The organism is Mycobacterium sp. SP-6446 (genome assembly GCF_001954045.1).
Classification (GTDB): Bacteria; Actinomycetota; Actinomycetes; order Mycobacteriales; family Mycobacteriaceae; genus Mycobacterium.
This window is the reverse complement of the sequence record NZ_MBEM01000262.1, coordinates 55175-79750: the sequence shown is the minus strand read 5'-3', so window position 1 is coordinate 79750 and position 24576 is coordinate 55175. Positions and strand designations below refer to the sequence as shown.

Annotated in this window: 29 protein-coding genes; 15 read left to right on the top strand and 14 right to left on the bottom strand. The window is 66.3% G+C overall.

Translation table 11 applies throughout. The features are described 5' to 3' along the window. Positions 1–7 precede the first annotated feature (7 nt). On the bottom strand, positions 8–721 hold the full coding sequence (locus A5736_RS23905) for a hypothetical protein (protein ID WP_233147989.1): 714 nt from the start codon (positions 719–721) through the stop codon (positions 8–10). Positions 722–893: 172 nt separating this feature from the next. Here A5736_RS23905 and A5736_RS23900 point away from each other — a divergent pair, with 172 nt between their 5' ends. The 6 genes from A5736_RS23900 (at position 894) to A5736_RS23875 (ending at position 4994) form a co-directional block, all read left to right on the top strand. Then, complete coding sequence (locus A5736_RS23900; RefSeq protein ID WP_076249015.1) at positions 894–1388, top strand: carboxymuconolactone decarboxylase family protein; 495 nt, start codon at positions 894–896, stop codon at positions 1386–1388. A 54-nt stretch (positions 1389–1442) separates the two neighbouring features. Continuing rightward, entirely contained in the window at positions 1443–2072 is a 630-nt protein-coding gene (locus tag A5736_RS23895) for a nitroreductase family protein (protein ID WP_076249014.1), read from the top strand. Continuing rightward, a complete protein-coding gene (locus A5736_RS23890) occupies positions 2072–2566 on the top strand; it encodes an SRPBCC family protein (protein ID WP_076249013.1) in 495 nt (164 codons plus the stop codon). The genes A5736_RS23895 and A5736_RS23890 overlap by 1 nt, the downstream gene beginning before the upstream one ends. Before the next feature lie 162 nt (positions 2567–2728). Next, positions 2729–3232 (top strand): hypothetical protein, encoded by a 504-nt coding sequence (locus A5736_RS23885; protein ID WP_076249012.1) that lies wholly within the window; start codon positions 2729–2731, stop codon positions 3230–3232. Between the two features lie 11 nt (positions 3233–3243). Next, positions 3244–4215 carry an FAD-dependent oxidoreductase gene (locus A5736_RS23880; RefSeq protein WP_076249011.1) on the top strand — a complete coding sequence of 324 codons (972 nt, stop codon included), beginning with the start codon at positions 3244–3246 and terminating at the stop codon, positions 4213–4215. After that, on the top strand, positions 4212–4994 hold the full coding sequence (locus A5736_RS23875) for an enoyl-CoA hydratase/isomerase family protein (protein WP_076123344.1): 783 nt from the start codon (positions 4212–4214) through the stop codon (positions 4992–4994). The genes A5736_RS23880 and A5736_RS23875 overlap by 4 nt, the downstream gene beginning before the upstream one ends. 3 nt (positions 4995–4997) lie before the next feature. On the opposite strand, the gene A5736_RS23870 is transcribed toward A5736_RS23875, so the two are convergent. Both A5736_RS23870 and A5736_RS23865 read right to left on the bottom strand, forming a co-directional pair. Next, entirely contained in the window at positions 4998–5399 is a 402-nt protein-coding gene (locus A5736_RS23870) for a phage holin family protein (protein WP_076123341.1), read from the bottom strand. Between the two features lie 5 nt (positions 5400–5404). Further along, the gene (locus A5736_RS23865) at positions 5405–6472 is read right to left on the bottom strand and encodes an amidohydrolase family protein (protein WP_076123338.1); all 1068 of its coding nucleotides are present in this window, start codon (positions 6470–6472) and stop codon (positions 5405–5407) included. Between the two features lie 91 nt (positions 6473–6563). Between A5736_RS23865 and A5736_RS23860 the strand changes: the two genes are divergently transcribed. Continuing rightward, positions 6564–7811 (top strand): MFS transporter, encoded by a 1248-nt coding sequence (locus A5736_RS23860; protein WP_076249010.1) that lies wholly within the window; start codon positions 6564–6566, stop codon positions 7809–7811. A 1-nt stretch (position 7812) separates the two neighbouring features. Here A5736_RS23860 and A5736_RS23855 read toward each other — a convergent pair whose 3' ends face one another. Continuing rightward, entirely contained in the window at positions 7813–9081 is a 1269-nt protein-coding gene (locus A5736_RS23855; RefSeq protein WP_076249009.1) for a competence/damage-inducible protein A, read from the bottom strand. 45 nt (positions 9082–9126) lie between these two features. Between A5736_RS23855 and A5736_RS23850 the strand changes: the two genes are divergently transcribed. Beyond that, positions 9127–9621: a macro domain-containing protein gene (locus A5736_RS23850; protein ID WP_076123330.1), complete on the top strand. Its 495-nt coding sequence runs from the start codon at positions 9127–9129 to the stop codon at positions 9619–9621. Here the strand turns inward: A5736_RS23850 and A5736_RS23845 are convergent. Further along, on the bottom strand, positions 9618–9923 hold the full coding sequence (locus tag A5736_RS23845; RefSeq protein ID WP_076123328.1) for an MTH1187 family thiamine-binding protein: 306 nt from the start codon (positions 9921–9923) through the stop codon (positions 9618–9620). The genes A5736_RS23850 and A5736_RS23845 overlap by 4 nt on opposite strands. Before the next feature lie 31 nt (positions 9924–9954). On the opposite strand from A5736_RS23845, the gene dtd reads away from it, so the two are divergent. Both dtd and A5736_RS23835 read left to right on the top strand, forming a co-directional pair. Continuing rightward, the gene (gene dtd / locus A5736_RS23840) at positions 9955–10386 is read left to right on the top strand and encodes a D-aminoacyl-tRNA deacylase (RefSeq protein WP_076249008.1); all 432 of its coding nucleotides are present in this window, start codon (positions 9955–9957) and stop codon (positions 10384–10386) included. Positions 10387–10408: 22 nt separating this feature from the next. Beyond that, on the top strand, positions 10409–11329 hold the full coding sequence (locus tag A5736_RS23835) for a class I SAM-dependent methyltransferase (protein WP_076249007.1): 921 nt from the start codon (positions 10409–10411) through the stop codon (positions 11327–11329). Here A5736_RS23835 and A5736_RS23830 read toward each other — a convergent pair. The 4 genes from A5736_RS23830 to A5736_RS23815 all read right to left on the bottom strand — a co-directional run bounded on the left by A5736_RS23830 (position 11319) and on the right by A5736_RS23815 (position 16670). Then, complete coding sequence (locus tag A5736_RS23830; RefSeq protein ID WP_076249006.1) at positions 11319–12344, bottom strand: alcohol dehydrogenase catalytic domain-containing protein; 1026 nt, start codon at positions 12342–12344, stop codon at positions 11319–11321. The genes A5736_RS23835 and A5736_RS23830 overlap by 11 nt on opposite strands. A 10-nt stretch (positions 12345–12354) precedes the next feature. After that, a complete protein-coding gene (locus tag A5736_RS23825) occupies positions 12355–14325 on the bottom strand; it encodes an NAD(P)/FAD-dependent oxidoreductase (protein WP_076249005.1) in 1971 nt (656 codons plus the stop codon). Positions 14326–14427: 102 nt separating this feature from the next. After that, a complete protein-coding gene (locus A5736_RS23820) occupies positions 14428–15819 on the bottom strand; it encodes an HNH endonuclease signature motif containing protein (protein WP_076249004.1) in 1392 nt (463 codons plus the stop codon). A 110-nt stretch (positions 15820–15929) separates the two neighbouring features. Then, positions 15930–16670 carry a glucose 1-dehydrogenase gene (locus A5736_RS23815; protein ID WP_076249003.1) on the bottom strand — a complete coding sequence of 247 codons (741 nt, stop codon included), beginning with the start codon at positions 16668–16670 and terminating at the stop codon, positions 15930–15932. 101 nt (positions 16671–16771) lie between these two features. On the opposite strand from A5736_RS23815, the gene A5736_RS23810 reads away from it, so the two are divergent. Further along, a complete protein-coding gene (locus tag A5736_RS23810; RefSeq protein ID WP_076249002.1) occupies positions 16772–17233 on the top strand; it encodes a hypothetical protein in 462 nt (153 codons plus the stop codon). A 113-nt stretch (positions 17234–17346) separates the two neighbouring features. Then, positions 17347–18477 (top strand): nitronate monooxygenase, encoded by a 1131-nt coding sequence (locus A5736_RS23805; RefSeq protein WP_076057976.1) that lies wholly within the window; start codon positions 17347–17349, stop codon positions 18475–18477. Between the two features lie 6 nt (positions 18478–18483). Here A5736_RS23805 and A5736_RS23800 read toward each other — a convergent pair whose 3' ends face one another. The 4 genes from A5736_RS23800 to A5736_RS23785 form a co-directional block, all read right to left on the bottom strand. Continuing rightward, a complete protein-coding gene (locus A5736_RS23800) occupies positions 18484–18714 on the bottom strand; it encodes a hypothetical protein (protein ID WP_076123301.1) in 231 nt (76 codons plus the stop codon). 90 nt (positions 18715–18804) lie between these two features. Further along, entirely contained in the window at positions 18805–19095 is a 291-nt protein-coding gene (locus tag A5736_RS23795; protein WP_076123300.1) for a hypothetical protein, read from the bottom strand. A gap of 11 nt (positions 19096–19106) precedes the next feature. After that, on the bottom strand, positions 19107–19505 hold the full coding sequence (locus A5736_RS23790) for a hypothetical protein (protein ID WP_076123445.1): 399 nt from the start codon (positions 19503–19505) through the stop codon (positions 19107–19109). Between the two features lie 85 nt (positions 19506–19590). Continuing rightward, on the bottom strand, positions 19591–20190 hold the full coding sequence (locus A5736_RS23785) for a dihydrofolate reductase family protein (protein WP_076249001.1): 600 nt from the start codon (positions 20188–20190) through the stop codon (positions 19591–19593). 187 nt (positions 20191–20377) lie between these two features. Here A5736_RS23785 and A5736_RS23780 point away from each other — a divergent pair, with 187 nt between their 5' ends. From A5736_RS23780 to A5736_RS23770, 3 genes are read left to right on the top strand one after another with little or no spacing between them, the layout of a single operon-like run. Then, the gene (locus A5736_RS23780) at positions 20378–21640 is read left to right on the top strand and encodes a cytochrome P450 (protein WP_076123298.1); all 1263 of its coding nucleotides are present in this window, start codon (positions 20378–20380) and stop codon (positions 21638–21640) included. A gap of 10 nt (positions 21641–21650) precedes the next feature. After that, entirely contained in the window at positions 21651–22664 is a 1014-nt protein-coding gene (locus A5736_RS23775) for an alcohol dehydrogenase (protein ID WP_076123296.1), read from the top strand. A gap of 25 nt (positions 22665–22689) precedes the next feature. Continuing rightward, positions 22690–23262, top strand: a complete 573-nt coding sequence (locus A5736_RS23770) for a YceI family protein (protein ID WP_076249000.1) — start codon at positions 22690–22692, stop codon at positions 23260–23262. On the opposite strand, the gene A5736_RS23765 is transcribed toward A5736_RS23770, so the two are convergent. Next, on the bottom strand, positions 23259–24380 hold the full coding sequence (locus A5736_RS23765) for a hypothetical protein (protein WP_076248999.1): 1122 nt from the start codon (positions 24378–24380) through the stop codon (positions 23259–23261). The genes A5736_RS23770 and A5736_RS23765 overlap by 4 nt on opposite strands. Between the last annotated feature and the right edge of the window lie 196 nt (positions 24381–24576).

Below are 24576 nucleotides of genomic sequence, written 5' to 3'. Positions count from 1 at the left end.
TCGGTAATCAATAAAGGGGCGACCACTCGGACGTGCGCAGCAGCCGGCTGGTCCACTGGTCGCGCAGGTCCAAGGCGTCATGCATCCATGTGCCCGGGGCGCGGTACTCGGCGGGGATATGGCTGCGCAGCAGGTCAAGCAGCGCCTCGGGTCGGCTGATTCGCTGCATCAGGATCACCTCGCGGCGCAGGTGGCTGCCGAGCGCGGGCTGAAATGCCGCATGCATCTTCAGCATTGACGACGGCTGCTCAAGACTCCTGGCGTACACCTCGCCGCAGCGGACAATGTATTCCTCGAACTTGTCCTCGTAGGGCCACATGGTGTCTTCCATGTAGAGGGTCATCTCGTGCTCTCGGCCGTCGGCGGGGACCGCGTCGAAGTCGACCTCCCGAAGCGGCGACCATGGCAGCGGCATCAGCAGCTTCGCGTCGACCTCGTGGCGCAGCTCGTCGAGGTTGCGCATCCACTCCTGCAGGTCGCCTTTCTGGACCCGCAGCGTCAGTCGCTCCCACGCCGCTCCGTCGCGAACCGCGGTCACCGTGACGACGGTGTAGGCGGGTCCACTGCCGTGTGCCTGGTTGGCGTACCACAGCAACCGGGCATCGTCACCCGCGGCGAGTATCCGCATCCAGCCGTCGCGGAACGCCCCCTCGAAGTCGTCTTCGGCGCGGCCGCGCACCTTGTGTAATTCGTGCATGAAAAGCACGCGGAGACCTCCCATTCGCGGCGCTGTGGGCTCAACGCCGCTCAACGGACGTTAGCCCCCGGCCGTTTTCCACGTCCAGGGTTGGTTTGGCATATGCCCAATTACACGACGCGAGTGGCCTAGACAGTTCAGTTGAGAATCTGGTTTGCTCAACTCGGTACCGTCCTTACCGGGCAGGAGTTCGCGGATGGCCCGAGTCAATGTGCCGGATGGCCCCGGCGGCGAGGCCGCGATGATCTGGACGCTACGACCGCAACTCGGCGGCATGGTCGAGCGGATGATCCGCGGGGCATACCAGCAGAGCATCCTGCCGGCCGACGAGCGCGAGCTCGCCAGGATGCGGATCGCACAGATCAACCATTGTGTGGCGTGCTCGGATTTTCGCGCGCAATCCATATTGGACGCCGGCCCGGACGCTGGTGTCGCGCCGGAGCTCTACGACCATGTCGCCGCGTACGCCAGCTATCCGGGCTATACGCCGCGCCAGCGTCTTGCCATCGAATTCGCCGAGCGTTTCGCCACCGCGCACACGTCGATAGACGATGCCTTTTTCGAGCGCCTGCGGGAGTTGTTCTCCGACGAAGAGATCCTCGATCTCACGCTGTGCGTCGCCGTATTCCTCGGACTGGGACGTTCCTTGACCGTGCTCGGTGTCGACCAGTCCTGCGCAATCGATCTTTGAACCAGCACTGAACCAGCACTGAACCAGCATCGGACCAGCATCGGGAAGGAACCAATGGAGATCGCGACGGTCGACGAATTGCTGAGCACCACGCGTGCGGTGCGCAGGCGGCTCGACCTGAACCGGCCGGTCGGCCGCGATGTGATCCTCGAGTGCATACGGCTGGCGGTGCAGGCCCCCACCGCGAGCAACGCGCAGGACTGGCGATGGCTGGTGATCACCGATCCCGCTAAGCGCGCCGCCGTCGGCGAGATCTATCGCAGCGTTGGCGCCGATTATCTTGCGTACGCGGCCAAGGAGGCCTCCGATCCGCAGACCCAGCGCGTGTACGCCGGCGCGCTGGCCCTGACCGAGACACTGGCCAGGGTGCCCGTGCACGTCATCCCCTGCCTGAACAACCGCATCGACAACTCCACCCTGCTGACCGCCGCATCGGCGTGGGCATCGATCATCCCGGCGGGCTGGAGCTTCCTGCTCGCACTGCGGTCCCGCGGGTTGGGCTCGGTGTGGACGACGATGCACCTGGCCAAGGAGCAAGAGGTGGCCGAGGTGCTCGGAATTCCGCCGACGGCGACGCAGGCCGCGCTGTTCCCGGTCGCCTACACGATCGGCACTGACTTCCGTCCGGCCTCGCGGCCGCCCCCGGAGACGGTCACCTATTGGGACACCTGGGGAGAAAGCTGATGCAGTCCTACACCGTGCGATTCCATGTCGACGCGCCGCCGAGGAAGGTCTGGCGGGTGTTGCACCCGCCCGCACCGCCGGACGCGCCGCGCCCGCGGGTCCTCACGTGGCCCACCGGCAGCATGGAAATCCTGAACGAAGGCAACGAGGCCGGCGAGGGCCTGGTCCGCACCTGCGTCTTCCCGGTGCCCAAGTACCTGTTGTCGGGCGGCAAAGGGCGGTCGTGGGAGAGCGTCACCGAGGCGGAGATCTACAAGCTGTCGCGCTACGTGGCGGTCGGCGCGCCGCTGTGGTCGCGCGCGGAGGGCTATCACCAACTCGAGGAACAGCCCGACGGCACCACGGTGCTGACCTTCCACGAGACCTACCACGCCTACAACCCGGTGCTGCGTTTCTTCCTCGAACGTCCCGTGCACGCGAGGATTTCCCGAGACAACCTTGACACCTACGAGCACGCGCTCGGCTACGCCGGCAAGGTCCGCAGGCTGACCTAGCTACATCCGCCGAGCGCCCACATCAACCCAACGGGTTCGCCGAGACATAAGGCGGAGCGAACTTCGTCGGCGTGTCGTCGCAAAGGTTTATGTGTCGCGGAACAGGGCGCTACCGGCGCAGCCACATGAAATAGGCTGCCGGCCCCGGTACGCTGCTGTTCTATGTGGTTTAACGCGCCAGCATCCGTTGCGGCACGGTTCGGCGCCGCGGCGCTGGTCATCGCGGGCTGGGCGGTGTCCGCCGGTGTTGCCTACGGCGATCCCGAGCCGTCACCCGAGCCGTCACCGGCGGAGCCGCCGGCGGCAGCACCCGCGGCCGGGCCGAAGACGAGCATCGATCACGACGGCACGTTCGCGGTGGGGACCGACATCGCGCCGGGCACCTACAGCTCGGCGGGACCCGTCGCCAACGGCACGTGTTACTGGAAACGGATGGGCAACCCCGACGGCAACCTCATCGACAATTCAATGAGCAAGAAGCCGCAGGTGGTTCGCATCGAGCCGACCGACAAGGCATTCAAGACGGACGGCTGCCAGCCCTGGCAGCAGACGGATGGTGCGCCGCCCCCCGATGCTTCCGGGCCGGCCGCGGGGGCCCAACTTCAAGGTATTCTCGGCATCCTCAACGGGATGCTCCCTAACGGCCAGCAAGCGCCTCATTCCTGATCCGTGACGCCGTGGCCAGCGCCCAGCGGATCGTCGTCATTGGTGCCGGCGTCAGCGGATTGACGTCGGCGATCTGTCTCGCCGAAGCCGGGTGGCCGGTGCGGGTGTGGGCGGCGGCAATGCCTCGCCAGACAACCTCGATCGTCGCGGGCGCGGTATGGGCGCCGCCGCGGCCGGCCGAGCGGGCCAGCGAAACCCTGGCCTGGACCGAGCATTCCCTCGGCGTCTTCCGGAAATTGGCCGACACCCCCGGCACCGGCGTGCGCATGGCGCCGGCGATCGCCGTCGGCGAATTGACCGGGGCCGAGGCGATGTCGTCGGCGGCCGCGCTGATCCCCGACCTGCGCCCGGCCGATGCGGCCGATCTCCCCCAGGGCTTCGGCACCGGGTTTCGTGCCACCTTGCCGATGATCGACATGCCGCAATACCTCGACTACCTGACCGATCGACTCACCGCGGCCGGCGGCGAAATCGAAACCCGCACGGTGCGATCGCTGGCCGAGGGCGCCGACGCCGCGCCGATATTGGTCAACTGTGCGGGCCTCGGGGCCGCAGCGCTGGCGGGCGACGACACGATGCGCCCGCTGTTCGGCCAGCACGTCGTGCTCACCAATCCCGGTTTGCGGCAACTGTTTCTGGAAATCAACGCCGGCCCGGAATGGACCTGCTATTTCCCCCACCCCCAGCGTGTGGTGTGCGGCGGAATCAGCGTTCCCGGGCGGTGGGACCTCACCCCCGACCCCGAGGTGAGCGAACGAATCCTGCGGCGCTGCCGCAAGATCGAGCCGCGGCTTGGCGAGGCCGAAGTGATCGAGACCATCACCGGCCTGCGTCCCGACCGTCCATCGGTGCGAGTCGAGGCCGAGCCACTTGGCACATCGCGATGCGTCCACAATTACGGGCACGGCGGCAATGGCGTGACCTTGTCGTGGGGTTGCGCGCGCGACGTCGTGCGTCTGGTCACCGAGCGGGAGACGTTGTGAGCATCGATTACGCCCTGCGCGCGCACATCGCCACCATCACGATCAACCGTCCCGAGACCCGCAACTCGCTGGACATGGAACATTTCCGCGATTTGGCCCACGCCTGGGCCGCCTTTCGCGATGACGCCAGCGCCTGGGTTGCCGTGGTCACGGGCGTCGGGCGGGATTTCTGCACCGGTGCTGACTTGAAGAAATTCATCCCGGAACTCACCGGCGACCTGCCCCAGCCCGAAGGCTGGAACAAGGACGATGCCATCCACGCCGTCTTGCATCGCTTCCCGGTGTACAAGCCGATCATCGCCGCGGTGAACGGTACCTGCGTGGCGGGCGGCTTCGAGATGTTGGGCTGCACCGACATTCGAGTGGCCGTGCCCGACGCGCGATTCGCGGTGATGGAGCCCAAGCGCGGCCTGTTCGCCGGCGGTGGAAGCACGGTCCGCCTGCCGCGCCAGCTGCCCTACGCGCTGGCGATGGAACTGCTGCTGACCGCCGACATGGTCGACGCGGAGCGAGCCCTGGCCATGGGACTGCTCAATCGCGTGGTGCCGGCGGATCAGCTGATGGAGACGGCGTATGACTACGCCGAGCGCATCGCGGCCAACGCGCCGCTGGCGGTGTTTGCGACGAAGCAGTCGGCGCTCGAGGGCCTGGCGCTCGACCTCGAATCGGCATACGAGAACGAGACCCGGCACAGCGACCGCGTTTTCGCGACGGAAGACGCGAAGGAAGGGCCGCGTGCCTTCGCCGAGAAGCGACCGCCGAGCTGGCGGGCCCGCTGACGACTACCGGTTCGTGACCCGTCGGACGTCGCGGCTCAGCAGCGATAGCAGCCAGCTCACGATCGACAGCGCGATCGCCGCCCAGATCGCGGTCCACCAGAAGTGATCGATCTGCAATCCCCAGTGGGTGGTGTGTTCGGTGATCCGCGCGGTGATCCACAGCATCAACGCATTGACGACGATGTGGAAAAGGCCAAGCGTCAGGATGTACAGCGGGATCGAGAGGATCTGCACGATCGGCTTGATGATCGCGTTGACCAGACCGAAGATGACGGCGACGACGAAGATGATGCCGATCTTCTGCAGCGTCGTATTGCCGCCCACGAACGTCAGCCCATGGACCAGCTGGGTGACTACCCACAACGCAAACCCGGTCAGCGCGGCGCGAATAAGGAAGGGGCCCATGGGCGTCAGTTCAGCCCGTAGAAGCGCTGCGCGTTAAGCCCGCCGATCTTTTCGCGGGCCTCCTCGCTGATGTCGGCGCGGGTCCGCAAATGCTTGGTGCTCTCCGGCCATTCGCCGTCCCAATGCGGGTAATCGCTGGCGAACATGATGAAGTCGGAGCCGAGCACGTCGATCACGCCGGGCAGGATCGGCTCCTCCGGTTCGCAGGTCACGAAGATGTTGCCCGCGGCCAGATACTCGTGCGGGTCGCGGCGCCAGCCGCGTTCCACCCAATCGCCGCGCTTCTCGTAGTGCTCGTGCAGCCGGTCCATGAAGAACGGCACCCAGCCCGCCCCCGCTTCGAGAAAGGCGACCCGCAACTGCGGATGCCGCTCGAAGACGCCGCCGGACACCATCGCCGTCATCGCGGTCATCTGGTCGAACGGAAAGCTGATGCAGTGCACCTGAATGTAATTGGTGAAGCGGTCCACGCCGATCTTCGGCAGGTGAATGCCGGGGGCGCCGTGAATGCCCAGCGGCATCCCGAGCTCCACGGCGGCGGCGTAGAACGGGTCGAGGTCCGGGTGGTCTAGGTTGCGGGTCTTCAGCGCGGGCGGGACCAGGGTCGCCACCAGCCCGAGCTCCTTGGCCTCGGTCATGACGTCGATGGCGGCCTGGCCGTGCTCGATCGGGGTGACGGCGACGCCGCGCAACCGGCCGCCCGACGAGGCGCAAAAATCGGCGATCCACTGGTTGTAGAGCCGCGAGAATCCCGCGGCGAACTCCGGATCCTCCAGGCTCGGCGCGCACAGCCCAAGGCTGGGATAGAGCACCATCGTGTCGATGTGATCGCGGTCGGCGTCGCCCAGCACGCCCTCGGGCGAGCGGCAATTGAGGTCGGCCGCCTTGCTGATTCCGTGCTCGGGCGGGCATCCCGCGCCGGGGCCCCGATCCTCCGGATAGTTGCGGCCCTCGAATGTCAGGCTCGGCCGCCCGTCGGTGCTGGGTTTGATGTATTCCGGCCAGCGTTTGATCGCCTCGATCGCCAGCGAGGGGTTCTCGGCAACGTGTCCATCGGCGTCGATGATTCGCATGTTCGGTCAACTTACTCTCGCGCGGCGCCGCCTGGTACTGCACGATGCTCAAGTGACCACACGCAGTCGTCAAAATAATCCCCGGCAGAAGATGACCGCCGACCAGCGAAATTCATTCGTCGCCGCGTTGTTGGGCTGGACGATGGATGCCTTCGACTACTTCATCGTGGTGTTCGTCTATGCCGACATCGCAAAGACTTTCCACCAGAGCAAGACCGAAGTCGCGTTCATCACCACGGCGACACTGGTGATGCGCCCGGTCGGCGCGCTGTTGTTCGGGCTGTGGGCCGACCGCGTCGGCCGGCGGCTCCCGCTGATGGTCGACGTGATGTTCTACTCCGCGGTGGGATTCCTGTGCGCCTTCGCGCCCAACTTCACCGTGCTGGTGATCCTGCGCGTGCTCTACGGCATCGGCATGGGCGGCGAATGGGGGCTGGGCGCCGCGCTGGCCATGGAAAAGGTGCCCGTCGAGCGGCGCGGATTTTTCTCCGGGCTGTTGCAGGAGGGCTACGCCTTCGGCTACCTGCTGGCCAGCGTGGCCTCGCTGGTGGTGATGAATTGGCTTGGCCTGTCGTGGCGCTGGTTGTTCGCCCTGAGCATCGTCCCGGCCCTGATCAGCCTGATCATCCGCTATCGCGTCGAGGAGTCCGAGGTGTGGGAGGCGGCGCAGGATCGAATGCGGCTCACCAGCACCAGGATTCGCGACGTGCTGCGCGAGGGCGCGATCATCCGCCGGTTCGTCTACCTGGTGCTGCTGATGACCGCGTTCAACTGGATGAGCCACGGAACGCAGGACGTCTACCCGACCTTCCTGGGCGCGACGGCGAACCAGGGCGCGGGTCTGTCCAGCGTGACCGTCAAATGGATCGCCGTGGTGTACAACATCGGCGCGATCATCGGCGGGCTATTCTTCGGCACGCTGTCGCAACGGTTCAGCCGCCGCTACACCGTCGTCTTCTGTGCGGTGCTCGGCCTGCCGATCGTGCCGTTGTTCGCCTATTCGCGCACCGCGGCGATGCTGTGTCTCGGCTCGTTCCTGATGCAGCTCTGCGTGCAGGGCGCGTGGGGTGTGATCCCCGCGCACCTGACCGAGCTGTCGCCGGACGCCATCCGTGGCCTCTACCCCGGGGTCACCTACCAGCTCGGAAACCTGTTGGCGGCGTTCAACTTACCCATCCAGGAACGCCTTGCCGAGTCGCACGGCTATCCGTTCGCGCTGGCGGCGACGATCGTGCCGGTGCTGATCGCGGTGGCTTTCCTCACGCTGATCGGCAAGGACGCCACCGGGATTCGCTTCGGCACCGCCGAAAGCGCTTTCCTGCCGAGTGAAGTGACGTGAGCTAGCCGCTGAGCAGGCGCCGCAATAGGTGCATCGCCACCGTCGTCGATCGCTCCCGGATGTCGGAGCGGTTCCCGGGCAAGCGCAGCGTCCGGGTATCGGTGCGGCCGTCTCCCAGCATCACCGTGAAACATACTGTGCCGACGGGCTTTTCCGGCGTTCCCCCGCCCGGCCCGGCGATGCCCGTCGTCGCGACGGCGGTGTCGGCGCCGAAGCGCCGCAACGCGCCCGCCGCCATCGCCTCGGCCACCGGCTCGGACACCGCACCGTGCTCCTGGATCAGCGCCGGGTCGACGCCGAGTAGCTCCGCCTTGGCCTCGTTCGAGTAGGCCACCACGCCGCCGGCCACGTAGTCCGACGACCCCGCCCGGTCGGTCAGCCGCGCCGCCACCATCCCCGCCGTGCAGGATTCCGCCGTCGCGATCCGGCGGCCGGCCAGCAACCGGGCGACCAGATCGTCGACCTGGGAGCCGTCCTCGGAAAAGAGCTGCTGTCCGTGCCGGTCCCGCAGCAGCTTCGTCAGCTGCGCATAGGCGTCCGCGGCGTCGGATTCGTAGCGGGTGACCATTTCGATCTCGCCCCGGCGCAAGCACGTGGTGATTTCCAGTGCGTCAAAACCGGAAATGGACGCCTCGGCGCTCCGCAGGGTTTCGGCCAGCCCCGACTCGGGCAGACCGAACATCCGAATCGTCTCCTGCCGGTAGATCGTTCGGCCCGCGATCGCCTGCTGCGCCGCGGGCGTCTCGATGGCCCTGCGCCACATCGGCTGAAGCTCCCGCGGCGGTCCGGGCAGCACGATCACGGCCGGCTTTCCGGGGACCACGACACCCGGCGCGGTGCCCACCGGATCGAGCACCTGCGAACCCGCGGGAACCATGGCCTGCTTGCGGTTCGCGGCGCGCACCGCATCGAAGCTTTCCGTATCGAAGTGCGCCATCAGCCGCTTGAGGATGTCGGCGATCTTGCCCTCGACAACTTCGTCGAGCACCAACTCCCGTTCGCAGAACCGCGCCACCACCTCGACCGTCATATCGTCGGCGGTCGGTCCAAGGCCGCCGCTGGTGATGATCAGATCCACGCCCTGGCCCGCCATGAAGCGCAGCTGCGCCTCGATGTCGGCGGGGCGGTCACCGCAGATCGTGATGTGTGCCAGCTCCACGCCCAGTTCCAGGAGGCGGTCGGCGATCCACGGCCCGTTTCGGTCCTGGATCCGGCCGGTGAGGACCTCGGTCCCGGTGACCACGATGCCTGCGCGTGCGCTCACCGGCATGAGCCTACTGGCGCGCCCGCGGGACGGCTGCGAGAGGATGAACCGATGATCGAGTTAGAGGTATTGCAGGCCGACGTCACCAAGCTCGAACTCGACGCGATCACCAACGCCGCCAACACCGAGCTGCGGCACGGAGGCGGCGTCGCCGCGGCGATCGCCCGCGCCGGTGGGCCCGACGTGCAACGCGAATCGACCGAGAAGGCGCCGATCGGCCTCGGGGATGCCGTCGAGACCACCGCCGGCGACATGCCGGCTCGCTACGTGATCCACGCGGCGACGATGGAGCTGGGCGGCCCCACCTCGGCCGAGATCATCGCGCGGGCCACGAGTTCGACGCTGCGCAAGGCCGACGAGCTGGGTTGCCGCTCGCTGGCACTGGTCGCGTTCGGCACGGGGGTGGGTGGCTTCCCGCTCGAAGACGCCGCGCGCCTGATGGTCGACGCCGTGCGGCAGCACCAGCCGAGTTCGCTCGAGCGGGTGGTGTTCGCGGTCCACGGTGACCCGGCCGAGCGAGCGTTCCGGGACGCCGTCGAGCGCTAGCCGTGGGACAGATGGCGCTCGACTGACGCGACCTTCTCCGTCATCGCGTCGGTGGCGCCCTTGCGCCAGTCCACCTTGATCACGGTGCTGACCCGCGGGGCGCGGGCGGCGACAGCCTCTACCGCGCGCTGCACCACGAGCATCACTTCTTCCCAGGTCTCGCCTTCGACGACGGTGAACATCGAGTCCGTCTTGTTGGGCAGGCCGGAATCGCGAACCACCCGAACGGCTTCGGCAACCATCTCGCCGACGCCCTCGCCGACCCCGAGCGGGGTGACCGAAAATGCGACGAGCACGGACACCCGACGAGCGTACCTGGCAGCATCGAGGCCCATGCGGGTTCTTGTGCAAAGGGTCTCGAGGGCAGCGGTGTCGGTGGATGGCCGTGTGGTGGGCGCCATTCGGCCGGATAACCAGGGACTGCTCGCGTTCGTCGGCGTCACCCACAGCGATGACGCGGACAAGGCGCGGCGGCTCGCCGAAAAGCTATGGAATCTGCGCATTCTCACCGACGAACGCTCGGCCGCCGACGTGAACGCGCCCGTCTTGGTGGTCAGCCAGTTCACCCTCTACGCCGACACGGCGAAGGGACGCCGACCGTCGTGGAACGCGGCCGCCCCGGGGCCGGTCGCGGAACCGCTCGTGACGGAGTTCGCCGAGGCGCTGCGTGAACTCGGAGCGCACGTGGAAACGGGCGTGTTCGGTGCGATGATGCAGGTCGAATTGGCGAACGACGGCCCCGTGACGGTCCTTCTCGAGCTCTGAGGCCGCCGGTAGTTTGGTTACCGTGAGCAGGACACCCGAATTCGGGTCACTTCGTTCCGAGGACGACGACTGGGACATCGTCAACGGCGTGGGTTATACCGCGCTGCTGGTGGCGGGGTGGCGCGCCGTGCACGCCGCGAGCGCGCAACCGCTGGTCCGCGACGACTACGCGAAGCTCTTCATCGCCGCCGCACAGGACCCATATCTCACGGGTGTACTGGCCAACCCGGGCACCACCGAGGACGAGACCGCATTTCCCCGCCTTTACGGCGTGCAGACGCGCTTCTTCGACGACTTCTTCACCTCGGCCGGCGAAATCGGCATCCGGCAGGCGGTGATCGTCGCCGCCGGATTGGATTCCCGGGCGTATCGCCTCGAATGGCCGGAAGGCGCAACGGTTTTCGAGGTTGATCTACCGAAAGTCCTGGAATTCAAGGCGCGCGTGTTGGGTGAGCACGGCGCGAAGCCGAAGGCCCACAGGATCGAGGTCGCGGCCGATCTACGCACGGATTGGCCGACCCCATTGAGGGCGGCGGGTTTCGACCCGCAAAGCCCGAGCGCCTGGTCGGTCGAGGGGGTGTTGCCCTACTTGACCGACGACGCGCAAACCGCTTTGTTCACTCGAATCACCGAGCTGTGTGCGCCGGGTAGCCGAGTTGCGTTGGGCGCGTTGGGCTCGCGGCTGGACCGCGAACAGCTCGAGGCCCTGGAGTCGACGCATCCGGGCGTGAACGTGTCGGGTGACGTGGACTTCTCCGCGCTCACCTACGAGACGAGGGCGGAGCCCGCCGAATGGCTGGCCAGCCATGGCTGGGCGGTCGAGCCCGTCCGCAACAACCCTGAGTTGCAGGCCGGTTACGGCATGACGCCACCGGACGTGGACGTCAAGATCGACAGCTTCATGCGCTCGCAGTACGTCACCGCGACACGAGCTACGGCGTGAGCAGAATTTTCACGTCCTCGCCGGATCGCGACTCCGCGGTCGCGTAGCCCTTGGCCGCTTCCTCCAAAGGCAGCCTCGTGGTGAAGATGCCGTCGACGTCGAGCCGGCCCGACTCAAGCAGCGGGATCAATTCTGGCCAGGTTCGCTGCACCGGCGCCGTGGTCATCCGCAGCGTGATGCTGCGGATCAGGCAGCCCAGGGCGTTGAGCGGAAACGGATTCATGTCGTGCACACCGACAACGGAGACCGTGCCGCCCGTCCGCACCGCGTTGAGCGCGTCGGTCAGGGATGTGTCCGTGGCGACGGCATCGATCACTGCGTCGGCGCCGCGACCTCCGGTGGCGGTCAGGATGGCCTCGACCGCCGGAGCCTTGATCGGCGTCGCCCCCCACCGGGCCGCCCGGTCGAGGCGGCCATCGATCCGATCGACGGCGAAAACCGTTGCCGCGCCCTGGAAAAGCGCGCTGCGCAGCGAGCACAGGCCGACCGCGCCCAGACCGATGACCGCAACGGTGCCGCCGTAGGGAATGTCGGCGCGCTGCGCCGCCGCCCAGCCGGTGGCGAGGTTGTCGGTGAGCAGCAGCGCCTGTTCGGTGCTGATCGCCTCCGGAATCTTGAGCAGCTGGAAATCGGCGGCGGGCACGGCGAGAAGATCCGCCTGCGCGCCGGCGAGCACGCCGCCGCCGAAGATCTGAAATCCGGAGTAGCACATGACCGGATCGCGGGTGGCGCAGCCGGGACATGCACCGCAGCCCGTGACCGACGACACCATGACCTGATCGCCAACCTTGACGGTGCGCACCTCGGGTCCGATTTCGACGACGGTGCCCACCGCCTCGTGGCCCAGCGTCATCGGCTCGGTGAGGGGGAAATCGGCCTCGTAGAAGTGCAGGTCCGATCCGCAGATGCCCGCGGCGGTGACCTCGACGATCGCCCCGTCGGGTCCGGAAAGCGCCGGATCGGGACGCGTATCGACCATGATGCTCCGGGGCCCGTCGACGACTACTGTGCGCATGGTTGACGCTTCACTTTCGTTCTCGTATGACGAATTGTGACCAGTCCGGTTCGCGGACGGCAGCCCAGTACTCGTTGAGGCGCCACGGGCTGACGGTGTGGATCTCCCCGTCGGCGTTCTTGAAGTACGAGTGCTTGACGGCGGGATGTGACCACACCATCTTCTTGATCTGGGTCTGAGTGCGCCGGTGCCAATCGGTGGCCGCCTCCGGACGCGGTTCCACGGAATGCACGTTCGGCTCCGCCAGCCGCTTCAGGCACTGATCGATGTAGCGCATCTGCAGTTCGGACTGGAAGATCAGGCTGCCACCATGCGCGAGGTGCGTGCCGGGTCCGTAGATGATGAAGAAGTTGGGAAATTGCGGAACTGTGACGCCCAGGTAGGCGTACGGCCGGCTCCCCCACATGTCGTGCAGGTCGATCCCGTCACGGCCGGTGATTTTCAGCGGCCACAGCACATCGGTGTGCCGGAATCCGGTGGCGTACACGATGACGTCGGCCTCGTAAGTCACGCTGTCGTCGGTGACCCCGTCTTCGGTAACCCCGTCTTCGGTGACTATGCCGCGTGGCACGATCTTGCGGATCGGCGTCCGCACCAGCTCGACATTGTCCCGTTGCAGTGTCTGCAGCCAGCTGCCGTTGTCCTGCAACGTGCGCTTGCCGGTGGCGGGATAGTCGGGCATGACCTTCGTCAGCAGTTCTTGGGAGTCTGGACCGTCGCCGACTTGGCTGGTGATCCATTGGGTGAACATCATCCGCGCGGCGGCGTTGATGTCGCTGACTGCATAGTCCTGATCGGCATAGTTCGGGTCGCCCTGCGCGGCGTCGAGACCCTTGTCGGAGCCGGGCCACAGCACGAGGAACCGGTACCACCTGCCGTAGAACGGCAGGTGCCGCATCGCCCAGCGCACGCCGTCACCGACCTCGTCGTGGTACATCGCATTCGGGAACATCCACTGCGCGGTGCGCTGAAAGACGGTGAGCCGCTCGACTTCTCCGGCGATCGCCGGTGCTATCTGGAACCCGCTGGCGCCGGCGCCGACAAGCGCGACGCGCTTGCCGGTCAGGTCGACCGAGTGATCCCAGGCCGCGGAGTGAAACGACGGCCCCTCGAAGGTGTCGGCACCGTCGAATTCGGGGATATGGGGGCGATTCAGCTGACCGACCGCGGTGATGAGCGCCCGCGCGTGCACCGTGCTCGTCTGCCCGGCGGCCGAGCGCAGTGTGACGGCCCACATGCCGTCGTCGTCCTGCCACTCGGCCGCGAGAACCTCGGTGTTCCAACGGACGTGCTCGGTCAGGTCGTGCTTGTTCATCACTCGGGTGAAATAGTCCTGCAGCTCATACTGCTCGGCGAAGAAGTGTGTCCAGTCGTTGTTGGGTTCGAAGCTGTAGCAATAGAAGTGGTTCGCCACATCGACGCGCGCCCCGGGATAGCTGTTCTCCCACCATGTTCCGCCGGGACCGGCGTTCTTCTCGATGATGGTGAAGGGGATGCCGGCCTGTCGGAGGCGCACCCCGGCCAGGATGCCGGACTCGCCGCAGCCGACGACGAGCACCGGAAGCGCGGCCGCGCGCTCGGGCGGCAGGGGCGCCGGCCGGCGGGGGTCGGCCCCGTCGAGGTCCAGCTCCTCGGAGACCAGGGCAAGGTAGTCGTCGGGAACGTGCTCGCAGGCCGCCCAGGCCATCATTTCCCGGATGAGCTCGGGGCTCAGCGGTTCCGGTTCGGGGCATCCGCGGTCTCGATATTCGGTGATCACCGGCAGTGCCGCCGCGCGGGCTCGTGCCTTGTCCTCCTCCGACATGAACCCCTGGACTTCGTTGAGGAAGATGCCCATCTGTTTGAACTCGCGGATGAATCGCGGGTCGCCGGTGATATGCACGAGCGAAAGCAGCAGCGTCGGAATGCTGACATCCTCTAGCGCGGCCGCGATTTCCGGCGTCGACGTCGTGAAGGGATGGCCGGCATAGCGGCTGCGCATCAAGCCGATCCTTTCGGCGGTCGTGACATAACGCTACAGGAATTACGCTACGAGGCGTTTCGTAATTGGCAGCACTACGCTACCCGTTGCCGACGGAGCGGATCAAGGGTCGTCGGCGTCTTCGTCATCGCAGGCTTCCTCGTAGGCTTCCTCGCGCAGCGCCTCCTCGGGGTGATGGAAGGTGTTGGTGCGCGGTTGGCCGCGCTCGAGGTGCGGCGGCGGAATCCAGTCGGTGTCGCCGTTGGCGCGTTTTCGGGTCGTCCAGCCGCCGGGTCGCAATAGTCGATGGTGGGGGCCGCAGACAAACGTGAGGTTGTCCATGTCCGTCGCCTGGCACGCCGCGTACTCGTCAACGTGGTGGACTTCGCAGAGATAGCCGGGTACATCGCAGCCGGGTGCCGAACACCCACGGTCCTTGGCGTAGAGCACTATTCGCTGTCCCGGCGAGGCAAGCCGCTTCGTGTGATACAACGCCAGAGCTTGGCCCTTGTCGAAGATGGCCAGGTAGTGGTGCGCGTGGCGGGCCAGGCGGATCACATCGTTCATCGGTAGCAGGGCGCCGCCCCCGGTGACCGCCTTGCCCGTACCCGCTTCGAGTTCCTTGAGCGTCGTCGTCACGACGATGGTCGCCGGTAATCCATTGTGCTGCCCCAGTTTCCCGCTTGCGAGCACGGCGCGTAATGCGGCCTGCAATCCGTCATGGTTGCGTTGGCCCGCCGAACGGGCGTCACGCTGGACTGCCTCCTCGTCCGGCACGCCATCGACTACCGGGATGGCGTCCGCGGGATTGCACATTCCCGGTGCCGCCAGTTTTGCCAGCACTGCCTCGACGGTGGCACGCACTTCCGGCGTTAGCCAGCCGCTGAGCCGCGACATCCCGTCGATGTCCTGCTTGCCCAGGATCAGCCCACGGCGGTGGGCGCGGTCAATATCGGTGAAATTCCCGTCCGGGTTGAGGCAGTAGGCGAGCCGATCCGCCAGCTTGCGCAGTTGCTCGGGGCGAAACCGGATGGCGTGCTGCGCGAGCTGTTGCTCGGCTCGTTCTTGGGTCTCCACATCCACCCAATGCGGCAACTGATTGAAGAAGTCGCGAATCGCCGCAACGTGAGCAGTCCCAATAGCGCCGTCGCGCTGGGCCGCGGCCGTCGCGGTCAGCCGCGGCTCCAGCGATTCACCGGTCAACGCGTGGCGCGGCCCCAAGTCGGCGGCGTCGGCTATCCGCCGGTTCGCATCGCTGCGCGTGATGTGCAGCCGGTCGGCAAGTGCATGGGGCAGCTTGCCGCCCAGCTCTTCAGGCGTCGCCTGCCCGGCGAGCTGATTGATCAATTGGTGGCCCGGCGCCCGTAGCCGCCGCGCCTCACGCTCGAGTTGGTCGAGCAATGCCAGCCGCTCGGGCGTAGTTAGCGCGTCGTAAGAGTGCCCGAGGATCCGCGACACCGCGGCGCGCAGCCCGACATAGTCGGCTTCGATCTCCGCACGATCACTCGAAAGCATGTTCGGATACTACGACGGCACACCGACAAGAATCTCCACCGAGAAACCACTCTCGAAACCACTGAAACGCAAGTGGCGCAAGTGGTTTCGCCGATGGGTTTGAGGGACCGCTACTCGGCCTTGTGTGAAACGTCGGCGATCAAGCCGCCGTCCATGACGAACTCGGCCGCGGTCGCGTACGAGGATTCGTCGCTGGCGAGGAAGAGCACGAACATCGACACCTCCTGCGCCTCCCCGGGCCGTCCCAACGGAATGTTGAGCAGATCCTGCGGAAGCTTCGCGGTCATCGGGGTTCGAATGAAACCGGGGTGAATGGAGTTGACGCGGATGTGCTGCGGCGCCAATTCCAGTGCGGCGGACTTGGTTAGGCCGCGGACCGCCCACTTGGAGGTCACGTACCCGTGCACCCACGCCGCACCGCGCAGGCCCTCGATGGACGACACGTTGACGATCGAGCCCCCGCCGGCGGCGGTCATCGGATCGATCACCGCTTGGATGCCCAACAGCGTTCCGGTGACATTGATGTCGAGGATCTGCTGCCACTTGGTCAGGTCGAAAGTCTTGAGCGGGCCGTAGTTCATGATTCCGGCGTTGTTGACCAAGACATTCAGCTTGCCGAACTCCGCCACGGCCACGGCCGCGGCCGCCGCCCATTGCTCGGGATTCGTCACGTCGAGATGCACGTAGCGCGCCGCGGTGCCGAGCTCGTCGGCCAGCGCTTTGCCTTCGTCGTCGAGGATGTCGCCGATCACCACCTTGGCGCCCTCGGCCACGAGCAACCGGGCATGCGAGGCGCCCATTCCCCTCGCCGCGCCGCTGATCAGTGCAACCTTGTCATCCACTCGTCCCATGACGGGTCAGGCTAGCGCCTGGGTTCGCCGGCCGAAGCCCTGTGCCTGTCCGATGCGCTGGGAAACAATGGTGACCTGGGCGAAGCGGAGGTGGATGACCAGTGGCCCCATTACTTGCGGCGTGCGGCGGGTTCCTTTTCGCCGTCTTATGGATGGATCTGATTTTCGATGCCCAGGTTCTCCGGCACCGCGGCGGTGACGAACTGCCCGAGGCGGTGCTCGCGTCCGTCGCCGCGTATTACCACCGGGCGACGACCACGTCGCGACCGATGAACCGGCTGATCGCCCTGGTGATGCTTATCCTGTTGGGCGCGTTGGGGTTTCAGGCCACGCGCGGGCACGACCCCGCCTGGCTGCTCGTGACGTCGGCATTGCTCGCGGGCATTCCGATCATGCTGGCACTGACCCAGACCGTTCCCGACGCCGTTCGGCTTGGGCACCGCACCGACAGCGCGCCCGAGCAGACTCGCCTGGCGCGCTCCATCTGGCGGGATCATCTGGTCTGCATCGGTTGCATCCTCGCGTTCCTGATCTTGTGGGTGGCCCACACCGTGGTGCTCTGACATCGGCGACGCTTCGTAGTTCCGGGACGCTGGCGAGGGGCGGCTGGCCTCGTCAAGGGGGTGCGTACTAAACTAGAACACGTTTCAATTCGGCGAGCGTCCCAGGAGTTGGTATGCACACCCCTATCTGCGATGAACTCGGTATCGAGTTCCCGATCTTCGCCTTCACCCACTGCCGCGACGTCGTGGTGGCTGTCAGCAAGGCCGGGGGGTTCGGCGTGCTCGGCGCCGTGGGCTTCACACCCGAGCAGCTCGAGATCGAGCTCAACTGGATCGACGAGAACATCGGCGACCACCCATACGGCGTCGACATCGTGATCCCGAATAAGTACGAGGGCATGGACTCGCACCTGTCCGCCGAGGAGCTGGCCGACACGCTGCGCAAGATGGTGCCACAGGAGCACCTCGACTTCGCGAAGAAGATCCTCGCCGATCACGGCGTGCCAGTGGAGAACGCCGACGAGGACACCCTGCAGTTGCTGGGCTGGACCGAGGCGACCGCTACCCCGCAGGTCGAATTGGCGCTGAAGCACCCGAAAGTCAAGATGATCGCCAACGCGCTCGGCACCCCGCCGGCCGACATGATCAAGCACATCCACGACGCCGGGCTCAAGGTCGCCGCGCTGTGCGGCTCGCCGTCGCAGGCCCGCAAGCACGCCGATGCGGGCGTCGACATCATCATCGCGCAGGGCGGCGAGGCCGGCGGTCACTGCGGCGAGGTGGGCTCAATTGTGTTGTGGCCGCAGGTCATCAAGGAGGTCGCCCCGGTGCCGGTGCTGGCGGCGGGCGGCATCGGCAGTGGTCAGCAGATCGCGGCGGCACTGGCGCTGGGTGCCCAGGGGGCGTGGACCGGATCGCAGTGGCTGATGGTCGAGGAAGCCTCGAACACCCCGGTTCAGCAGGCTGCATACGCCAAGGCCAGCAGCCGGGACACCGTCCGCAGCCGTTCGTTCACCGGTAAGCCCGCCCGGATGCTACGCAACGACTGGACCGAGGCGTGGGAGCAGGCCGACAACCCGAAGCCACTGGGAATGCCGTTGCAGTACATGGTTTCCGGCATGGCGGTGCGGGCCACGAACAAGTACCCGAACGAGACCGTCGACGTCGCGTTCAATCCCGTTGGCCAGGTGGTCGGCCAGTTCAGCAAGGTGGAAAAGACCTCGACGGTCATCGAACGCTGGGTGCAGGAGTACCTGGAGGCGACGAACAGGCTCGACGAGCTCAACGAGGCCGCCACCGTCTAGCGGCGGCTACTCGTCGTCGTCGACGTCGACCGCGCCCTTGCCGGTGAACACCTCTTTCGCCCGGTCGACCGCGTGTGTCGCGATGTCGATCGAATTGTGAACGATGCCGCTGGCACCCCCGGCGATGTCGCCGCGGAGGATGTCGCTGGCGTGTTCGACGATGTCCGAAGTCTTTTCGACGGCATTGGTCGCGATGTCCCTGGCGGCGTCGACCACATCTTTGGCGGTGATGGCCATCGGAGTCTCCCTTGGTTGCAGGACGTTTTGCAGGACGTGTTGCAGGACGTTGGGTACGACTCTAGACGGGGCGCCTGGCGACCCGCTCGCTCAGTAGTTGACCAGGCTCCGCCAGTAGTCTTCCGGAATCTCGGCGCCGGACCGCAATATTCGCGCCAGGCCGATGGCCATCGCCACGCCGAGCAGGCCCAGCCATAACCCTGCGACGCCGATGATCCCCCACAGCACGGCGGTGACTGCGGGCCACGGCGACAGCACCGCGAGCAATGGGGCGAAGAAGAAGCCGGCCCCGATGTACCACGCCGAGCCCGTGCGATCGGACGCGAGAACAAAGCGCAGCCACCGCGGGATCGATGCTTGGACGGGGCGGACGTCATTCATCGGCCGACCCGCTACGAAGAGGGCGGGAAGAACCCTGCCCCGGTGAACCATCCCTCTTGCCAGCCCTGATCTCCCAGGCACAGCATCGGAAGCCCGCGGTCCGACTGTGCCGCCGCTTGCGGGCCCGGGCACTTCGCGCCGGCTTGCTGCACCCCATACAGGGGGTAGGAGATGACCCAGTAGCCGGTGGTGGCCGCGGGGAACTGGTTCGGGGGCGGGAAATGACAGGCCTCGGCCTGGCCGCTTGGTCCTCGCCCGAAGATGAAGCGCTCGTAGTTGTCGCAGGGCGCCCCCAGCGAAGCCTGATAGTTCATCCCAGGCACGTCGCCGTCGTAACCGGCGGCCGCGCACGGTGCCATGCCGATCGTGATGCCCGCTATCGAAGCGGCGCTGAGCAGTGCCCGAATCATGTTCCACCCCACTTGTCGCCGGTGACCTGCACCAAAGCATATCCATTGAGCCGCGGGCCACAAGGTCGTATTGCTTCCGGGGGCCCTACTCCGAATGGTTGGCCGGACGGTAGGTGCAGATTAGAACGCCGGTGCCGGTCGAGGTGACGGAAACCAGCTCGAGTGCGCGGGCCCGGCCGTCGCTGGGAAACACCCGCTTGCCCCCACCGAGCAGGATCGGCTCGATCATCAGCCGGTACTCGTCGACCAGGTCGTGGTCGATCAGCTGCGCGGCCAACGACGCGCTGCCCATGACCTGAATCGCGCCGCCGCTCTGCGCTCGCAGCCGGCGGATGGCGCCGATCGCGTCGCCGGCGGGTAACAGATGCGAGGCAGGCCAGGTGAGGTCGTCCGGTGTGAGCGTGCGGGACGCAACGTATTTGGGAATCTCGTTCATTCGGTCGGCGAACGGATCACCGGCGCGGTCCGGCCAGGCCGCGGCCATGGTCTGCCAGGTGCGCCGGCCGAACAGCAGCGCATCCGTGGTGGCCATGGTCTCGGTGACGGCCGCGCCCATCGTTTCGGGGTCGAAGTAGGGCATCGACCAGCCGCCGTGCGCGAATCCGCCGTCGGTGTCTTCGCCCTGTCCGCCCGGTGCTTGGACGACGCCGTCGAGGCTCATGAAGTCGCTCAGCACGATGCGCATCGGTCACGCCCTTTCGCTTGCTCGGTCCTGTTGGTCGGTGCTCACTGGTGCAGACCGCCGGCGTCACGAAAATTCATCGCCGCTGAACATGTTGCAGTTCGTGGTGTCGATCTTGCTTCGGTGCTTCCCAACCGGGGTGTTGCAATGGTTTATTGGCACTAGAACACGTCGTATCGAGGAGTGGTTCATGCCAACCCCCAATCTGCCTCCAGGGTTCGATTTCACCGACCCGGACGTTCACGCCGAGCGGCTGCCGGTGGAAGAGCTGGCCGAGCTCCGCAGGACTGCGCCGATCTGGTGGAACGAGCAACCCCTCGGGGCCGGCGGTTTCGACGACGGCGGTTTCTGGGTGGTGTCCAAGCACAAGGACGTCAAGGAGATCTCGCTGCGCAGCGACATCTTCTCCAGCCTGCAAAAGACCGCGATACCGCGCTATCGGGACGGCACCGTCGGTGAGCAGGTCGAGCGTGGCAAGTTCGTCCTACTCAATATGGATGCGCCGCAGCACACGCGCTTACGCAAGATCATTTCGCGTGCCTTCACTCCCCGAGCAATCGAACGGCTGCGCGAAGACCTCGCCGAGCGCGCCCGGCGCATCGTCGAGACCGCGGCGGCCGAAGGCTCCGGTGACTTCGTCGAACAGGTGTCGTGCGAGCTGCCGTTGCAGGCCATCGCCGGCCTGATGGGTGTGCCGCAGGAAGACCGCAAGAAACTCTTCCACTGGTCCAACGAGATGGTCGGCGACCAAGACCCCGAGTTCGCCAACAACGACGCCATCACCGCCTCCGTCGAACTCATCATGTACGGCATGCAGATGGCCGCCGACAGGGCGAAGAACCCGGGCGATGACCTCGTCACCAAGCTGATCGAGGCCGACATCGACGGTCACAAGTTGTCCGACGACGAGTTCGGCTTCTTCGTCATTCTGCTGGCGGTCGCCGGAAACGAGACGACCCGCAACTCCATCACCCAGGGCATGATGGCCTTCACCGACTTCCCCGATCAGTGGGAACTGTTCAAGAGGGAGCGTCCCGCCACCGCGGCCGACGAGATCGTCCGGTGGGCCACCCCGGTCACGTCGTTCCAGCGCACTGCGCTGGAGGACTACGAACTGTCCGGCGTGCAGATCAAGAAGGGCCAGCGGGTCGTGATGGTGTACCGCTCCGCCAATTTCGACGAGGAGGTGTTCGATGACCCGTTCACCTTCAACATCTTGCGCGATCCCAACCCCCACGTGGGTTTCGGCGGCACCGGCGCGCACTACTGCATCGGCGCCAACCTGGCGCGAATGACGATCGACCTGATTTTCAACGCGATCGCCGACGGCATACCCAACCTGGAATCGATCGGCAAACCCGAGCGGCTTCGCTCGGGGTGGCTCAACGGCATCAAGCATTGGCAGGTGGACTACCACACCAACGGGGCGGCGAAATCCCCTGTCGCGCACTAGCATCAATCGCATGCCCACGCATCGAGCCGTTCACGTAAAGTCCGCTGGAGCAGCGTTAGAACTGGTCGATGTCGAAACCAAGCCGCCGGGCCCCGACGAGGTTCGTCTGACGGTTACCGCGTGTGGCATTTGCGGCACCGACGCACATTTTGTCGCGGGTGGCTTTCCGGGCATGTCGTGGCCGCTGACGCCCGGGCATGAAATCGCCGGCAAAATCGCTGAAATCGGCGACGGCGTCCAGGATTTCGCGATCGGCGATCGCGTCGCGGTGGGATGGTTCGGTGGATGCTGCTACCACTGCGATCAATGCCGAAAGGGCCAGTTCATTCACTGCGAGAACGGCAAGGTGCCGAGTTGGCAGTATCCCGGCGGCTACGCCGAGTCGGTGACCGTGCCGGTCAGCGCTCTGGCCCGAATACCGGCAGAGCTCTCCGACGCCGAAGCCGCCCCATTGGGTTGTGCCGGCGTGACCACCTACAACGCCTTACGCCACACCAAGGCGCTGCCGGGCGATCGGGTGGCGATACTCGGTGTCGGCGGCCTGGGCCACCTAGGGGTCCAGTTCGCCCGGGCAATGGGATTCGAGACCATCGCGATCAACCGCGGTACCGGCAAAGCCGATGATGCCCGGGAACTTGGCGCCCACCACTACATCGACTCCACGGCCAGCGACCCCGCCGAGGCGCTGAAGGCCTTGGGCGGGGCGACGGTCGTGCTGGCCACGGCGGGCAATTCGAAGGCCATGGCCGCCACGGTGGGCGGCATACTCCCCCAAGGTGAACTGGTCACCATCGGCGTCACGCCCGAACCGCTGCCCATCAGTCCGGTGCAGCTGATAACGCCGGGCGTCAGCATTGTCGGCCATCCCTCCGGGACCGCCAAGGACGTCGAGGACACGATGCATTTCGCGGTCTTGTCCGGCGTACGGGCGTGGATCGAGGAATTACCGCTGTCGCAAGCCGCGGAGGGCTATGCGGCGCTGGAAGGCGGCCGGGCGCACTACCGCACCGTTTTGACCATGTGAACAAGGCCCCGAATAGGGTCGGTGTGTGACCGACCGGTGGGACCTGGACGCATCCGACGGTGAGCTGTTACTTCGTACCGGCGTCAAGGGCAGGGCCGCGCGGATGGGTCATCGGCTCACCATCGCGATGACGCGGTGGCGGGCCACGGTGAGTTGGGCCGGCGCCGAACCCGTCGCCGCCGAGCTCGCGGTCGAGACTGACTCGTTCGAGGTGCTACGCGGCGACGGCGGCGTCAAAGGCCTGTCCGGTCCCGAGAAGGCCTTGATCCGGTCCAACGCGTTGAAGTCGTTGGACGCCGGGCGATTTTCGGAGATCCGGTTCGCCGCCGATGCTGATGTTGATGCCATCGACAAGACCGGCGACGGGTACCGCCTCACCGGCAAGCTACACATCAAAGGAAAGTCGCGAGAACACGTAATCGACTTGCGCACAGAGGATCTCGGTGATTCGTGGCGAATGTCTGCCGAATCCCTGGTTCGCCAAAGCGATTACGGCGTCAAGCCCTATTCGTTGTTGATGGGCTCGGTGCAGGTTGCCGACGAGGTGACGGTGTCCTTCACGGGGGTGCACCCGAAGGGCAAGCGCCGCGGGGATTAAGGCTGGGTCGGCGTGTGCGGCCCGGAATCGCCGGTGCCGCCGGGGATATGCTCGAGCATCCTGGTCAGATACGGCTGCCCATTCGGCTCGGGCTGCGGCTCCGCCGGTACGCCTTGCTGTTCGTCCGGCGCTCCCGGCCCCGCAACCGGCTCACCGGCCGGCGCCTTGGAATGCGGGGCAGCCTGCTCGGTTTCGCGGGGCGGTGCGACCGCGGGAGCGCCGGCCTCGGCGACTTGCGGCGTGGGTGGGTGCACCGAGTGCTTAGGTCCCGCGGGCTGGGCGCCCGGCGCCAGCTGAATGCCCAGAGCGAGGGAGACCGACGCGACGAAGGTAACCGTGCCGGCGGCCAACGCGGTCATGGCCCCCGCGTAGGACAACCGCCGACTCCGCTCGGGCGCGGCGGCGGGTTCGCTGATGTGCGCTACCAGTTGCTCGTCGGTGAAGTCGGTGCTGGATGCGGCGGCCAGAGCCGCGCCCCGCGCCACCGTCACTTGCGCCATGGTCTGCGCGAAAACCGGTACTGGTAACGCCTTTTCGAGTTGCCAGGATAGTCCGGCGGTATCGGCGTCCGCCCCGACGACGACGACTCCGCCCGGACGCCACCCGTTGCGTTCGAACATTCCGGTCAGCCACTGGGTCAGCCCGTCGAAGCCGCCGCGCACATGCTTGACGACTGTTTGCGTCTCGTCGTCATGGGTGTCGACCATGACGACCGTCGCCCACTCATGCTCGAGGATGCAGACCGCGGTCTGGTCGTAACCGATCACGGGTGCGATGGCGCGCGCCAGGGTCTCGACCGCATCGAGCAATCGAACCGGCACGACGTTGTGGAAACCCGCGTCGGTCAGCGCTTCCACGAGCAGGGCGGCCTGCGCGGATGCTTGGTCGTTCCAGGTGACTCCGATGACGCGCAGGTGACGCTCGCCCGCGGCCGCCAGCGCGTTCACCCGCAATACCTCTTCTGCCACCTGCTCCGCGGTGCTCACCGCGCGCACACCACGCCCCGCTTGCAGTGCCAATTCCCGATGGTCCGCGATGGTGCCGTCTGCGCCGTGCCCCTCCGCGAGGACCCACCCGACGGTGGTTGGCGTCAGTGATAGCCCTAGTACCGCGTCCAAATTTGCACCTCGATCGTTCCCGGGCCTCCAACGCCCTCGACCAAACCACCGCGCGCACCAAGAAGTCCGCTGGTGCGGTGATTCGTGAGAGCCGGAACGGACCAGGAGGGGTTGGTCTCCATCGGCTTGCTCCGACAGAGCCTACGCGGTCGATTCAAGTTCGGCCGCGCCAGTGTGGGATCCCGGCCAAACTCGC